18 protein-coding genes are annotated in these 13,883 nt (G+C 68.1%); 13 read left to right on the forward strand and 5 right to left on the reverse strand.

Going from position 1 to position 13,883, the window contains the following annotated elements:
* Nucleotides 1-216 precede the first annotated feature (216 nt).
* Nucleotides 217-540 (forward strand): ferredoxin FdxA, encoded by a 324-nt coding sequence (gene fdxA / locus K0M70_RS01195; RefSeq protein ID WP_290778205.1) that lies wholly within the window; start codon nucleotides 217-219, stop codon nucleotides 538-540.
* Nucleotides 541-607: 67 nt separating this feature from the next.
* On the opposite strand, the gene K0M70_RS01200 is transcribed toward fdxA, so the two are convergent.
* Both K0M70_RS01200 and dapA read right to left on the reverse strand, forming a co-directional pair.
* Nucleotides 608-1,132 carry a hypothetical protein gene (locus K0M70_RS01200; protein ID WP_290778208.1) on the reverse strand — a complete coding sequence of 175 codons (525 nt, stop codon included), beginning with the start codon at nucleotides 1,130-1,132 and terminating at the stop codon, nucleotides 608-610.
* A 60-nt stretch (nucleotides 1,133-1,192) separates the two neighbouring features.
* Nucleotides 1,193-2,083 (reverse strand): 4-hydroxy-tetrahydrodipicolinate synthase, encoded by an 891-nt coding sequence (dapA, locus tag K0M70_RS01205; protein ID WP_290778211.1) that lies wholly within the window; start codon nucleotides 2,081-2,083, stop codon nucleotides 1,193-1,195.
* Between the two features lie 115 nt (nucleotides 2,084-2,198).
* On the opposite strand from dapA, the gene K0M70_RS01210 reads away from it, so the two are divergent.
* The 9 genes from K0M70_RS01210 to K0M70_RS01250 all read left to right on the forward strand — a co-directional run bounded on the left by K0M70_RS01210 (nucleotide 2,199) and on the right by K0M70_RS01250 (nucleotide 8,660).
* The gene (locus K0M70_RS01210) at nucleotides 2,199-2,759 is read left to right on the forward strand and encodes a glycine cleavage system protein R (protein ID WP_290778213.1); all 561 of its coding nucleotides are present in this window, start codon (nucleotides 2,199-2,201) and stop codon (nucleotides 2,757-2,759) included.
* Nucleotides 2,760-2,773: 14 nt separating this feature from the next.
* Nucleotides 2,774-2,902 (forward strand): hypothetical protein, encoded by a 129-nt coding sequence (locus tag K0M70_RS01215; protein WP_290778216.1) that lies wholly within the window; start codon nucleotides 2,774-2,776, stop codon nucleotides 2,900-2,902.
* Nucleotides 2,899-3,369 carry a peroxiredoxin gene (locus K0M70_RS01220; RefSeq protein ID WP_290778219.1) on the forward strand — a complete coding sequence of 157 codons (471 nt, stop codon included), beginning with the start codon at nucleotides 2,899-2,901 and terminating at the stop codon, nucleotides 3,367-3,369. Before K0M70_RS01215 ends, K0M70_RS01220 begins: the two co-directional genes overlap by 4 nt.
* 105 nt (nucleotides 3,370-3,474) lie before the next feature.
* Complete coding sequence (locus K0M70_RS01225; protein ID WP_290778221.1) at nucleotides 3,475-4,872, forward strand: PhoH family protein; 1,398 nt, start codon at nucleotides 3,475-3,477, stop codon at nucleotides 4,870-4,872.
* Nucleotides 4,873-4,876: 4 nt separating this feature from the next.
* Entirely contained in the window at nucleotides 4,877-5,551 is a 675-nt protein-coding gene (locus tag K0M70_RS01230; RefSeq protein ID WP_290778224.1) for a YoaK family protein, read from the forward strand.
* Entirely contained in the window at nucleotides 5,548-6,363 is an 816-nt protein-coding gene (gene thiD / locus K0M70_RS01235) for a bifunctional hydroxymethylpyrimidine kinase/phosphomethylpyrimidine kinase (protein ID WP_290778226.1), read from the forward strand. The genes K0M70_RS01230 and thiD overlap by 4 nt, the downstream gene beginning before the upstream one ends.
* A 69-nt stretch (nucleotides 6,364-6,432) precedes the next feature.
* The gene (locus K0M70_RS01240) at nucleotides 6,433-7,191 is read left to right on the forward strand and encodes a Bax inhibitor-1/YccA family protein (RefSeq protein WP_290778229.1); all 759 of its coding nucleotides are present in this window, start codon (nucleotides 6,433-6,435) and stop codon (nucleotides 7,189-7,191) included.
* 75 nt (nucleotides 7,192-7,266) lie between these two features.
* Nucleotides 7,267-8,367 (forward strand): SMP-30/gluconolactonase/LRE family protein, encoded by a 1,101-nt coding sequence (locus K0M70_RS01245; RefSeq protein ID WP_290778231.1) that lies wholly within the window; start codon nucleotides 7,267-7,269, stop codon nucleotides 8,365-8,367.
* Between the two features lie 29 nt (nucleotides 8,368-8,396).
* A complete protein-coding gene (locus K0M70_RS01250) occupies nucleotides 8,397-8,660 on the forward strand; it encodes a hypothetical protein (RefSeq protein WP_290778234.1) in 264 nt (87 codons plus the stop codon).
* A gap of 75 nt (nucleotides 8,661-8,735) precedes the next feature.
* On the opposite strand, the gene K0M70_RS01255 is transcribed toward K0M70_RS01250, so the two are convergent.
* The 3 genes from K0M70_RS01255 to grxC all read right to left on the reverse strand — a co-directional run bounded on the left by K0M70_RS01255 (nucleotide 8,736) and on the right by grxC (nucleotide 10,491).
* The gene (locus tag K0M70_RS01255; protein WP_290778237.1) at nucleotides 8,736-9,746 is read right to left on the reverse strand and encodes an isocitrate dehydrogenase; all 1,011 of its coding nucleotides are present in this window, start codon (nucleotides 9,744-9,746) and stop codon (nucleotides 8,736-8,738) included.
* Between the two features lie 110 nt (nucleotides 9,747-9,856).
* A complete protein-coding gene (locus tag K0M70_RS01260; RefSeq protein WP_290778240.1) occupies nucleotides 9,857-10,249 on the reverse strand; it encodes a carboxymuconolactone decarboxylase family protein in 393 nt (130 codons plus the stop codon).
* Entirely contained in the window at nucleotides 10,246-10,491 is a 246-nt protein-coding gene (grxC, locus tag K0M70_RS01265) for a glutaredoxin 3 (protein WP_290778250.1), read from the reverse strand. The genes K0M70_RS01260 and grxC overlap by 4 nt, the downstream gene beginning before the upstream one ends.
* 175 nt (nucleotides 10,492-10,666) lie before the next feature.
* Between grxC and K0M70_RS01270 the strand changes: the two genes are divergently transcribed.
* From K0M70_RS01270 to K0M70_RS01280, 3 genes are all read left to right on the forward strand, one after another.
* Nucleotides 10,667-12,271, forward strand: a complete 1,605-nt coding sequence (locus tag K0M70_RS01270) for a M48 family metalloprotease (RefSeq protein WP_290778242.1) — start codon at nucleotides 10,667-10,669, stop codon at nucleotides 12,269-12,271.
* An 84-nt stretch (nucleotides 12,272-12,355) separates the two neighbouring features.
* Nucleotides 12,356-13,048: a phosphate regulon transcriptional regulator PhoB gene (gene phoB, locus K0M70_RS01275; RefSeq protein ID WP_290778244.1), complete on the forward strand. Its 693-nt coding sequence runs from the start codon at nucleotides 12,356-12,358 to the stop codon at nucleotides 13,046-13,048.
* 20 nt (nucleotides 13,049-13,068) lie between these two features.
* Nucleotides 13,069-13,883 (forward strand): phosphate regulon sensor histidine kinase PhoR (locus tag K0M70_RS01280; RefSeq protein ID WP_290778247.1); only part of this gene is annotated, 815 nt, incomplete at its 3' end.

Consider the following 13,883-nt stretch of genomic DNA (forward strand, 5'->3'; position numbering starts at 1 on the left):
GTGGAAGCGAGGGTCACTTACTGCGATTTAAAAGGCTCTGCCATGAGCAGGAAGTGACCCTCGCTTCCGCGGTGGCGCCGGCACCGTAACCACTCAGTTGGGTGAAGAACCTCTTTTTGCGCCGCCCACGGCTGCGCCGGACGCTCCGCAGGCTGGGCTTGGCGGCGTCGCGGGGCTAGAATCACGGTCTGGCCACACACGCCTTCCGGAAACGCCATGCCCTTCGTCGTCATCGAAAACTGCATCCGCTGCAAGTACACCGACTGCGTCGAGGTCTGCCCGGTGGACTGTTTCCACGAAGGCCCCAACTTCCTGGTGATCGACCCGCAGGAGTGCATCGACTGCACGCTGTGCGAACCCGAATGCCCGGCCAAGGCCATTTACCCCGAAGACGACGTGCCGGCGGGCCAGGAGGGTTTCATCGCGCTCAACGCCGAGCTCTCGGCCATCTGGCCGGTGATCACCACCCGCAAGGACCCCCTGCCCGAGGCGGCCGAATGGGACGGCAAGGCCGGCAAGCTCGACCAGCTCGAACGCTGACCCACGCCGCACCCCCATGAAAAAGGGCGCCTTGCGGCGCCCTCTTTCATTGCCGCTGGCGCCAGGCTCAGCCCAGGCGCGCCTTGAGCAGTCCCAGCAGCTGCGCTGCCGGACCGGTGCCCAGCGGCTGGCCGTCCGGGCCCAGGGCGACCACGCTGGTCTGGCCGTCGCTGGCCTGGGCGCGCACCAGCATGGTGGCGCCCTGGAAGGTGACCTCGTAGCTGGACAGCGCCTGCGCCGGCTCGATGTTGCTGACGCCGTCGATCTTGCCCAGCGCGATGCCGATGCGGCGCCAGGCGCTTTCCGGGCTGTCGGCCAGGGTGAAGCTGGCCACCGCGGCGGCGCCCGGCACGCCGGGGCTGATGGACGAGGAGCCGGCGTTCGCGCCCAGGTCGGGCACGGTGACCGCACCCAGGGTCAGCGGCGCATCCAGGCCGGGCGGAACCTCCAGCGGCTGGTTCTGGACACTGTCCTGGTACTTCGCGTCCATGCCCAGCTTGTTGCGCGTCCAGGCGCAGCCTGACTGGGACAGCATGGCAATGGCGACGGCGCCGATCAGAAGCGGGCGGAAAAGGGACGAAGGCGCGGACATGGTGATCTCCTGGGTGGCGCCGCGGCTTGGCCGCGGGCTCGATGGCAATGGTAAGCGGGATTAGGGCCGTGGGTGTTCGATTTGCTGGCACAGGGCGGCCATCGCGTCGGCCCGGGCATTGTGCCCGGGCGAGAGGGTCAGCAGCGGAAGTCGCAGGCCGTGGCCGATGCCGAACCGGGAAAGCAGGGCCTTGACCGGGATCGGATTGGGCTCGATTCCCAGGAAATCATAGAGTTCCAGCAGCGGGGCTTCCAGCGCCTGTGCGGCCGACGCCTCGCCCGCTGCCGCCAGCTCGCAAAGGCGGCTGAACGTGCCCGGCACCACGTTGGAAGCCACCGAGATGACCCCCCGCGCGCCGCCGAGGATGGCGCCGACGAACGTCGGGTCGTCGCCGCTGAGCAGTGCGAAATCATCGCCCGCCAGCGGGCACAGCGCTTCCCAGCGCTCGCGGTCGCCGCGCGCCTCTTTGAGCCCGACGATGCCCGGATGGCGGCAAAGCTGGGCCACCGTGGACGGCAGCAGGTCGCAGCCGGTGCGCCCGGGCACGTTGTAGAGCACCACGGGCAGGCCCCCGTGCTCGGCGACCGCGCGATAGTGCGCCACCAGGCCTTCCTGGGTCGGCCGCACGTAGGGGGGTGTCACCACCAGCGCGGCGTCCGCACCGCCCGCTGCGGCCAGGCCCGTCTGGGCGATGGTCTTGGCGGTGTTGGACTGGCCCGTGCCGGCAAGCACCACCATGCGGCCGGCCACCTGCGCCACCGCCGCTGCGAGCAGCGACGAGAACTCGGGATCGGACAGCGCGGCGGCCTCGCCGGTGGACCCGGCCACGACGATGCCGCGGCTGCCGCCGGCAATCTGGCGGTCGATCAGGCGGGTCCAGGCGTCGAAGTCGATGTCGCCGGCGGCCGTGAACGGGGTCGCGAGGGCGGTGATGCTGCCGTAAAGGTGCAAAGGAGGAGCCTTGCGGGGACTGGGGCCGATGTTACTTGCGGGTGGAAAGCGGCGGCAAGTATGCTGGCTTGGACCATTCCGCGCAGCTTCAGACGCGCCGCCACGGAACATCGAATTGACCGACACCGCAGCACGTCCCGCCACCAACGAAAACCACCTGCTGATCAGCGCCTACACCACGCATCCGCAGTCGCCCCTGCTGGCGGTCACCCGCCGCATTTCCGACAGCGGCTGCAACATGGTGGACGCACGGCTTTCCACCGTCGGCCGCGACGTGTCGGTGACGGCCCTGGCCATGGGTTCCTGGGACGCGGTGGCCAAGCTGGAGGCCATGCTCACCCGGCTCGAGCGCGAGGAAGGCTTCAAGCTGGTGTGGTACCGCACCGGCCCCCGGGCACTGCAGTCCAACCTGCTGCCGTACATCGTCGAAGTGGTGGCGGCCGACAAGCCCGGCATCCTGTTCCAGCTGGCCGATTTCTTCGACCGCCAGGGCATCACCATCGAAAGCCTGCACAGCTCGCGCTACCGGGCCATGCAGACCGGCGCCGACATGTTCTCGGCCCAGGTCACCATCGGCATCCCGGCCAACATGCACATTGCGGCGCTGCGCGACGATTTCCTCGAGTTCTGCGACCACTTGAACCTCGACGCCATCATGGATCCGATGAAGTTCTGACCCTGGAGAGTGCGATGTCGGTGATGTTCGGTTTCTTTGGCGTGCTGGGTTTCATCTTCGGTGTAACGTCGTTCGTCTACATAGACCAGCTCAAGAAGCGCGTCGACGCGCTCGAGGCCGAGCGCGCGAGCCGCCTGCCGTGAACATCGGCGACCGCATCGTCGACCTGCCCATTGCTCTGGCCCAAGGCGGCAGTGCCAACCTGGCCGACTACCGCGGCCAGTGGCTGGTGCTGTACTTCTACCCCAAGGACAACACCCCCGGCTGCACCACCGAGGGCATCGACTTCAACGCCCTTTACCCGAAGTTCCGCAAGCTCAAGGCCGAGGTCCTGGGCCTGTCGCGCGACTCGGTGAAGTCGCACCAGAACTTCTGCGCCAAGCACGGTTTCGCCTTCGACCTGATCTCCGACGCCGACGAAGCCGTGTGCCGCTCCTTCGGTGTCATCAAGGAGAAGAACATGTATGGCAAGAAGGTGATGGGCATCGAGCGCAGCACGTTCCTGATCGATCCCGAGGGCCGCGTCGCCGAGAGCTGGCGCGGAGTGAAGGTCGCCGGCCACGCACAGGCCGTGCTGGAAGCGCTGCAGAAGGCCGCCAAGAACAAGTGAGTCACCCCCTGGCAAACCCGCACCGCCGTCTCGCCCCGCGAGCTTCGGCGGTGCTTTGCTGTGCACAAGGACGTGCGTTACGTGTCCAACCTAGCCGAGAACCCCATGACTAGAAGCAAGCGGATCTACGTACTGGACACCAACGTGCTGATGCACGACCCGACGGCGCTGTTCAAGTTCGAGGAACACGACGTCTTCATACCGATGATGGTCCTGGAGGAGCTCGACAACGGCAAGAAGGGTCATTCGGAAGCCAGCCGAAATGCGCGCCAGGTCAGCCGCTTCCTCAACGAGATCATCGAAGAGCACGGCAGCCAGAACCTCGACGACGGCGTGAAGCTGGTGCAGCCCAAGGGGCTGCAGCTGCGCGCCAATGAAAGCGTCGGCCGCCTGCTGTTCCAGCTCAAGCCGGTGGAGGTGGGCAAGCGCTTCGGCCTGGTGCTGCCCGACAACCAGATTCTGGGCTCGATCCTCCAGGTGATCGAGGACAACCCCGGCGTGCCGGTGGTGCTGGTGTCCAAGGACATCAACCTGCGCATCAAGGCTTCGATCTGCGGCGTGAAGGCCGAGGACTACGAAAACGACCGCGCCATCGACGATTTCAACCTGCTGTTCACCGGCGCCAACGAGCTGGCCCCGGACTTCTGGGACCGCCACGAAGGCAGCCTGCGCAGCTGGACCGAGAAAGGCCGGACCTTCTACGAAGTGCGCCGCACCGACGACGACGGCTGGTATCCCAACCAGTTCCTGTACATGCCCGGCACGGACGAAGTCGAAATGAAGGTGGCCAAGCTCGACGACGAGCGCGCCATCCTGCAGATCGTCGACGACTTCCGCAGCCCGCAGCACCAGGTCTGGGGCATCAACGCGCGCAACCGCGAGCAGAACTTCGCGTTCAACGCGCTGATGGATCCGGAAATCGACTTCGTCACCCTGCTGGGCACCGCCGGCACCGGCAAGACCCTGCTGGCGCTGGCCGCGGGCCTCACCCAGACCATGGACGTGCAGCGCTACCGCGAGATCATCATGACCCGCGCCACGGTGAGCGTAGGCGAGGACATCGGCTTCCTGCCCGGCACCGAGGAAGAAAAGATGACGCCCTGGATGGGCGCCCTCACCGACAATCTCGAGGTCCTCACCCACACCGACGACCACGGCAGCTGGGGCCGCGGCGCCACCAACGAACTGTTGGCCAGCCGCATCAAGATCCGCTCGATGAACTTCATGCGCGGCCGCACCTTCCTGAGCCGCTGGGTGATCGTGGACGAGGCGCAGAACCTCACCCCCAAGCAGATGAAGACCCTGATCACGCGCGCCGGCCCCGGCACGAAGATCATCTGCATGGGCAACGTCGAGCAGATCGACACGCCCTACCTCACCGAAACCACCTCGGGCCTGACCTACGCCGTTGACCGCTTCAAGAACTGGGCTCACTCCGCGCACATTACGCTGCGCCGCGGCGAGCGTTCGCGCCTGGCCGACTACGCCTCGGAAGTGCTGTAGTTCCATGGCCGAACGGCTGGCCACGTGGGTCTGGGTTGGCGCCGCCGCCCTGGCCTGCGTGGCCGGCATGGTGAACGTGGTGGGCTACCTGGGCTTCGAACACCAGGCCATCACCCACCTCACCGGCACCACGTCCCTGCTGGGTGCGGCGCTGGCGCAGGGCAACCTGCGCTCGATCCTGCAGTTGGCCGGCATGCTGCTGGCCTTCCTGCTGGGCGCGGTGCTCAGCGGGCTGCTGATCAAGGACAGCGTGCTGCGGCTGGGGCGGCGCTACGGCGTTGCCCTGGCGTTCGAATCGGCCCTGCTGCTGCTGTGCGTCCCCCTGTTCGAACAGGGCAACTTCCTGGGCCCGCTGCTGGCCGCCGTGGCCATTGGACTTCAGAACGCCATGGCCACCACCTACAGCGGCGCCATCATCCGCACCAGCCACGTCAGCGGCATGTTCACCGACCTGGGCATCAGCATGGGGCATGCGCTGCGCGGGCTGCCCGTGGACCAGCGCCGGCTTTGGCTTTGCCTGGTCATCATCACTTCGTTCCTGGCCGGCGGCGTGATCGGTGCGCTGCTTTATGCGCAATGGCAGTACCAGGCGCTTTACCTGCCGGCCCTGCTGACCGGCACCACCGGAATCATCTACGGCGTCTATCACCACCGCCAGCTTGCAAGGATCACACCGTGAGCCATCGCCCCGTTTCCGTCCTCACGATCGCCGGCTCCGATTCGGGCGGCGGTGCCGGCATCCAGGCCGACCTCAAGACCTTCGCTGCGCACGGACTGCACGGCCTGAGCGTGGTGGCCGCGCTGACGGCCCAGCACACCCGCGGTGTCACCGCCGTGCACGTGCCGCCGGTCGCCTTCCTGCGCGCCCAGATTGACGCGTGCTTCGCCGATTTCCGGATCGGCGCGGTCAAGATCGGCATGCTGGCCAATGCCGAGGTCATCCACGCCGTTGCCGATGCGCTGGAGTTCCACGGCGCGCCGCCGCTGGTGCTCGATCCGGTGATGGTGGCCACGTCGGGCGCCAAGCTGCTTGAAGACGATGCCCTGGACGCCCTGCTGGTGCGGCTGGTGCCGCTGGCCACCGTGGTGACGCCGAACATCCCCGAGGCTGAGCTGCTGCTGGACCTGGCGATCCCGGACGATGCCGCTGCCGAGCACGCGCTGTCCAGGCTGCTGGCCGAGGGCGCCCGCGCGGTCCTTCTCAAGGGCGGCCACCTGCCGGGCGGCCCGCAAATGGTGGACCGTTTCGGCGAAGGCCAGGTGCGCGCCGAGTTCACCAACCCCCGCCTGGCGATCGAGGGCCATGGCACCGGCTGCACGCTTTCTTCAGCCATCGCCGCCAACCTGTGCCTGCACCTGGCGCTGCGCGAGGCCTGCGAGGACGCCGTGGATTACGTGCACGGCGCCCTGCTGCATGCCTACCGCCCGGGCGATTCGCGGGTGGCGGTGCTGCAGCATTTCTGGCGCCTGCGCGGCGACATCACGCCCTGAGGCCGGCGCGGCTGGCGTACTGGCCCCGGCTTCGCTAGCATCCCGGGCATCCCCTACCCGGAGCCTGCCATGCGCAGCGGCAACCCTGCACTGAACGAGAACGCCTTCCTCGACGTTTCCACCGGCCAGTTGGTCTCCGGCGCCAGCGCCGACACCATGTCGCTCAATGGCACCGTCAACAAGACCGGCCTGATGCTGCTGATGCTGGTGGCCACCGCGGCCTACACCTGGAGCCTGTACAGCCCGGAAAACCCCGGTGCGATGCTGCCCTGGCTGCTGGTGGGCGGCATCGGCGGCTTCATCGTCGCGATCGTCACGGTATTCAAGAAAACCTGGTCACCGGTCACGGCGCCGCTGTACGCGCTGCTGGAGGGCCTGTTCGTGGGCGCGGTTTCGGCCATGTTCGAATCCCGCTTCCCCGGCATCGTGATGCAGGCCGTGATGCTCACCATGGGCGTGCTGGCGTCGCTGCTGCTGGCCTACAAGAGCGGCCTGATCAAGGCCACCGAGAACTTCAAGCTGGGCGTGGTGGCCGCCACCGGCGGTATCGCCGTGCTGTACCTGGTGCAGATCGGCGCCAACATGCTGGGCTTCCAGGGCATGGGCTTCATCCATGAATCGAGCTGGATGGGCATCGCCTTCAGCGGCTTCGTGGTGGTGATCGCGGCGCTGAACCTGGTGCTGGACTTCGACTTCATCGAGTCGGGCGTTGAAGCGGGCGCGCCCAAGTACATGGAGTGGTACGGCGCCTTCGGCCTGGTGGTGACCCTGGTCTGGCTGTACCTGGAAATCCTGCGCCTGTTGTCCAAGCTGCAGTCGCGCAACTGACCCGGCACCTGCGCCGCGTCGAACCCACGGGGCCAGCCAACGCTGGCCCCGCTTTTTTGCGAAGGAGACCGGCCGGTGCGCCGTCGAAGCAAACTCCTGGCGGCGCTGCTGCTGGCACCGTTGGCGTACCTGGCGCTTTGGCCCGTCCCGGTGGCACCAGTGGCGTGGCGGGTGCAGGCGGACCCCGGCTACGCCGGGCCCCACGCGAAGAACCAGCGCCTCGCCCGGCTGCAGCACATCGACCTGGGCCAGGACACGGGGCCCGAGCACGTGGCCCTGGGACCGGACGGCCGGCTGTACGTCGCCGTCGCCAGCGGCAACGTGCTGCGCATGGCCGCGGACGGCAGCGGTCGCGAAGTCTTCGCCAATACGGGCGGCCGCGTCCTGGGGTTCGACTTCGACGCCGCGGGCAACCTGATCGCCGCCGACGCCATCAAGGGCCTGCTCTCGATCTCACCCGGCGGCGAAACCCGGGTGCTGGCGGACGCCTTCCAGGGCGAACCGATCGGCTTCGCCGACGGCGTGGTGGTGGCCAGCGACGGCCGCATCTACTTCAGCGACGCCACCACGCGCTTCGCGGCGGCATCGTGGGGCGGCACCTTCGAAGCCAGCCTGCTCGACATACTGGAACAGTCCGCCACCGGTCGGGTGCTCGAGTACGACCCCGCCACGGGGTCGCTGCGCGTGGTGGCCCGCGGCATCAGCTTCGCCAATGGCGTGGCGCTGTCGCAGGACGGCCGCTGGCTGCTGGTCGCCGAAACCGGCCGCTACCGCGTGTGGCGAATCGCCGTGGACGCGAACGACCTGGACATTGGCCTGCCTTCACCCCTGGCCAGCGTCCTGCTGGACAACCTGCCCGGCTATCCGGACAACCTGATGCGCGGCCTGGACGGCCGGATCTGGCTGGGCTTCACCAAGCCGCGCAGCGCCGTGGTGGACGCGATGGCGCCCTACCCCTTCGCGCGCAAAGTCACCATGCGCCTGCCGCGCGCCCTGTGGCCCGTCCCGCCGGCCTATGGCCACGTGATTGCCTTCACGCAGGACGGCCGCATCGTGGCCGACCTGCAGGACCCCGCGGGCAAGTACGCTGAAACCACCGCCGTCACCGAAACCGCCGACCGGCTCTACCTCCAGAGCCTGCACGCCGATACGCTGGGCTGGCTGCCCAACCGCTGACCGCCCTTTCCAACGACAGGAAACACCGCATGGCCATGGCCGAATCCGACATCCTCAAGGGATGGATCTACCGCACCAGCAACCTGCAGGAGCGCCTCGTGCTGGGCTGGGACCGGGACGGCCGCATCGTCTACAGCTCGCGCGGCAAGGATCCCGAAAAGCAGTTCCAGAACTGCCACGTGCGCATCACCACCGCCAAGTTCGCCCAGCGCGCCATCGGCAAGCTGCGCCAGGTTGAAGACCTCAAGCCCTACATCGTCGCCAACAAGGCCACCACCGTGGTGGTGCGCTAACTCTCCCCCAGGCAGTCGACACAAGCAGCAAGGGCGCCCGTGGGCGCCCTTGCAGGTTGGATCGCCGCGGCAGGTTCAGCCCGCTGCGCGCGCCGCGATGGCCTGCGCGAAGGACTGGGTGGAGCCGCTGCCGCCGAGGTCGGGGGTCAGCTGGTCCTTGGCCGCCATGGTGTCCACGATGGCCTGGCGCAGGCGCGCGGCCGGCTCGACCTTGCCCAGGTGCTCGAGCATCTGGATGGCGCCCAGCAGCAGCGCCACCGGGTTGGCGACGCCCTTGCCGGCGATGTCCGGCGCCGAGCCATGCACGGCTTCGAAGATCGCCGCCTCGGTGCCGATGTTGGCGCCCGGCGCCATGCCCAGGCCGCCGACCAGGCCGGCGCAGAGGTCGGAAAGGATGTCGCCGAACAGGTTGGTGGTGACGATGACGTCGAACTGCTCGGGACGCATCACCAGCTGCATGCAGGTGTTGTCCACGATCATCTCGTTGCACTGGATGTCCGGGTACTCGGCCGCCACCTGGCGCGCCACCTTCAGGAACAGGCCCGAGGTGGACTTGAGGATGTTGGCCTTGTGCACCACCGTCACTTTCTTGCGGCCGATGCGGCGGGCCATGTCGAAGGCGTAGCGCACGATGCGGTCGGAGCCGCGCCGGGTGACGCGCTGGATCAGCGTGGCGGTCTCGCCGTCGGCGGTGAGGTTCTGGCCCTCGCCGATGTAGGCGCCCTCGGTGTTCTCGCGCACGGTGATGAGGTCGATGTTCTCGTAGCGCGACTTGGTGTTCGGGAAGCTGATCGCCGGGCGCACGTTGGCATACAGGTCGAAGCGCTTGCGCAGCTCGACGTTGATCGAGCTGAAGCCCTCGCCGACCGGCGTGGTCAGCGGGCTTTTGAGCGCCACGCGGTGGCGGTGGATGGCGTCGATGGTGGCGGACGGCAGAAGCTCGCCCTGCTTCTCGTAGGCGGCCAGGCCGGCTTCAACGAAGTCGTACTTCAGGCCAAGGTCCATGGCGTCGAGGACCTGCAGGGTGGCGTCCATGATTTCCGGGCCGATGCCGTCGCCACGGATCACCGCGATGGTCTGTGTCATAAGTGCTTGTTCTTCCAAGAGGTACGGGCGGCCGGACGGCCCCCGGAGGCGCCGTATTATGCCAGATCGCCCCTCATCCCCACCCCCCGACCTTCGTCCGGCACGACGGTTCAGTGGGCGTGGGGGGGCTGGGCGGGGGCGTGGGCGCCCTGGCCTTCGAGCTGGTCGTGGAAGTCGACGCCGCGGCGCAGGTGGGGGATGACAATGGAGCCGCCCACCACCAGGGCCACGCTGAAGGCCTCGAAGAACTCGTCCCGGTTCACGCCGGCGTCCTTGCACTGGGCGATGTGGTAGCTGATGCAGTCGTCGCAGCGCAGCACCATCGACGCCACCAGGCCCAGCAGCTCCTTGGTCTTGAGATCAAGCGCCCCGGCCTTGTAGGTCTGGGTGTCGAGCGCGAAGAAGCGCCGCACCACCTGGTTGTCCTGGCCCAGGATGCGCTCGTTCATGCGCACGCGGAAATCGGTGAATTCCTTCACCCGGTCATCGGCCGGCCCGCTCACGCGCCGCCCTCCAGCAGCGGCTTCAGGCCGCCCGCGCGGTCCAGCGCCACCAGGTCGTCGTAGCCGCCAACGTGGACGTCGCCAATGAAGATTTGCGGCACCGACGTCCGCTTGGCGTCCTGGAGCATCTTGGCCCGGGCGGCAAGGTCGATGTCCACCCGCACCTCCTGCCAGGTGGCGCCCCGCGCCTTGAGGAAATTCTTGGCCGCCACGCAGTACGGGCAGACGGCGGTCGTGTACATCGTGATGGTGGGCACGTGGTTTCTCCGTTTGTGGCGCAAGTGTGGCGGTGGTGGCGGCGCATTGCCAGCTGCGGCGCGCAACGCTGAGGCCCGCGCGCGGCCCGCGTTAACCAGGGATTCACCCGCGCGACAGCGGCCAACCGGTATTCTCGGGCGTCCTCTGTGTGGAGTCGCCGTGCGCATCCTGCTCCCCTTCGCCACCCTCAGCCTTGCCGTCGGGCTGGCCTGCGGCGCAAGCGCGCAGGACGCCAACCTGCCCGACATCGGTTCGTCCGCGGGCGAGCTCATCGATCCGTCGCTGGAGGCCCAGTACGGCGCCTACACCCTGTACGAGCTGCGCCGCCTGGGCCTGGTGCTGGACGACCCGCTGGTGGACGACTGGCTGCACGCCATGGGCTTCCGCCTGGCCGCCGCCAGCGAAACGCCCCGGCAATCGTTCACCTTCTTCATGATGCGCGACCGCCAGATCAACGCCTTCGCCACCCTGGGCGGCTATATCGGCATGAACGCCGGCCTGGTGATCACCGCCGAAACCGAGGCCGAAGTGGCCGGCGTGATGGCGCATGAAATCGCCCACGTCAGCCAGCGCCACGTGCTGCGTGCGGTCGAGCGCGCCAAGAAGGACCAGATTCCCATCCTGCTGGCCATGGTGGGCGCCATCGCGGCTTCGCAGGCCGCCGGCAGCAGCAGCGCCGAAAGCAACAACTCCAGCTCCAATGCCACGGCGGCAGCGATCACCGGCGCCATGGCGTTGATGGCCCAGCGCCAGATCGACTACACCCGATCCAACGAATCCGAAGCCGACCGGGTCGGCATCCAGACCCTGGCCCGGTCCGGCTACGAGCCCAACGGCATGGCCGATTTCTTCGAGCGGATGCAGAAGGCCAACCGCGGCAACAGCGGCGGCTACCAGCTGCCCGAGTACCTGCGCAGCCATCCCGTCACCACCACGCGCATCAGCGAAACGCGCCAGCGCGCCCAGAAACTGGTCGCCGAACGACCCGCGCCCTCCGCCACGTCCCGGGCGCCCGCCAGCCTGCTGCTGCCCCGCGACTACAGCCTGGCGGGCGACACGGGCGCGGGACTGGGCGAGAACTTCGGCTGGGTCCGCGAGCGCCTGCGCGTGCTCAGCGCCAACGACCCGGCCGTCGCACTGCGCGAGTACCGCGCCCTGGCCCGGGCACCCGGGGCGCGCACCAGCGACGCCCAGCGCTATGGCCTGGCGCTGGCGCAGATGCGCGGTGGCTATCCCGCCGAAGCCCAGGCCACCCTGGACGACCTGCTGCTGCGCCACCCCCAGCACCTGTGGCTGCTGCTGGCACGGGCCGAGGCGGCGGCCATTTCGGGCCGCAAGGCCCTGGCAGGCGAGCGTTTCGACGAGCTGCTGGCCCGGCACCCGGACAGCCGCGCGGTGCGCCTGACCTACGCCCAGGCGCTGGGTGAAGTGTCCACCCCGGCCTCGGGCCGCCGGGCCCAGGAAGTGCTGCGGCCACTGCTGGCCTCCAGCGCCGAAGACCCCCTTTTCCAGCGTAGTTTCGCCCGCGCCAGCGAGCTGGCCGGGGACATCGTGCGGGCTGGCGAGGCCTACGCCGAGACGGCCTACCTCAACGGGCGGGCCGTGGATGCCCTCAACCAGCTGGCCGGCCTGATGAAGCGCACGGACCTCGACTATTACCAGCGCGCACGCATCGAGGCCCGCATGGCCGCGATCACACCGGTGGTGCTGGAGATGCAGCGCCAGGGCATTCGCCCCGAGGAACAGAGGCCTGACCGCCAGTAGGCCAAACCAGGCCCGCCTGTCACGACCCAGTCACAAAAGTTTTATCTACTTGCACCACGGCCCTCCCGGTGACACGGTAACCCTGTGCAAAAACGCATCCTGATCGTCGACGACGAACCCGCCATCCGCGAGATGGTGGCCTACGCCCTGCGCAAGGGCGACTACGAGCCCGTGCATGCGGGCGATTCGCGGGAAGCCCAGACGGCCATCGCCGAAAAGGTCCCCGACCTGATCCTGCTCGACTGGATGCTGCCCGGCACCAGCGGCCTGGAACTGGCCCGACGCTGGCGCAAGGACGAACTCACCCGGGACGTTCCCATCATCATGCTCACCGCACGGGGCGAGGAGAACGACCGCGTCAGCGGCCTGGAGTCAGGCGTGGACGACTACGTGGTCAAGCCCTTCTCGGCGCGCGAGCTGCTGGCGCGCATCCGGGCCGTGATGCGGCGTTCGCGCGACGACGAGGATGACGGTTCTGTGACGGTCGCCGGGCTTCGCATCGACGGCGCCGCCCACCGCGTGTTCGCCGGCGACCAGCCCGTGCACGTGGGTCCCACCGAATACCGCCTGCTGCACTTCTTCATGACCCACGCCGAGCGCGTTTACTCGCGCACCCAGCTGCTGGACCACGTCTGGGGCGGCAATGTTTACGTCGAAGAGCGCACGGTGGACGTGCACATCCGCCGCCTGCGCAAGGCGCTGGAGCCGTACAAACTCGACGACCGGGTGCAGACCGTGCGCGGCTCGGGCTATCGATTCTCGGCATCCGTGGCCTGATTGATGGCAATGAGCCGACCATGAGCGTGTCGATGCTGCTGGATGCGGCCTGGCGCCAGTCCTTGATCCGGCTGCTGATTTACTACGCCGTGGCGACCGGCATCGGCCTGCTGCTGGGCCAGCCCTGGTGGGCGCTGGGCATCGCCACCGCCCTGCTGGCGGCCCGCGCCTACTGGCGCCTGTACCGGATCCTGCGCTTCCTGGACTGGCGCAAGCAGCTGCGCACGGTGAACGGCAAAGGCCTGTGGGCCGCGCTGGAAACCCTGATCCATCGCCGCCAGACCGAGAACCGCACCCGCAGCCGCCGCCTCGTGCGCCTGCTGCGCGCCTATCGCCAGGCGGCCACCGCCATGCCCGACGGGGCCCTGGTCATCCAGCGCCGCGACGGCCAGCTGGTGTGGTTCAACAAGACCGCCAGGCACCTGCTGGGCCTTCGCTACCCGCAGAGCCTGAACGCGCCGCTGCTCGACAGCTTCGCCGGCCAGCAGCGCGTGCGCGATTGGCTGGCCGCCGGCCAGACCGATGACCCGCTGACCGACCTGGCCAGCCCGGCCGATCCGCTGGTGCGCATCAGCCTGCGGCTGATCCCCTACTCGCCCACGCAGTGGCTGGTGGTGGTGCGCGACGTCACCAAGCTGATGCGGCTTGAACAGATGCGCCGCGACTTCGTCGCCAACGTCTCGCACGAGCTGCGCACGCCGCTGACGGTGGTGCACGGCTACCTGGACATGATCGAGCCCGAGGAACACCCGGACCTGGCGGTGATGGTGGAGGAGATGCGCCGGCAGTCCCAGCGCATGACCCAGCTGGTGGAGGACCTGCTGACGCTGTCTCG

It is taken from the genome of Arenimonas sp. (assembly GCF_019459675.1).
Taxonomy (GTDB): domain Bacteria; phylum Pseudomonadota; class Gammaproteobacteria; order Xanthomonadales; family Xanthomonadaceae; genus Arenimonas.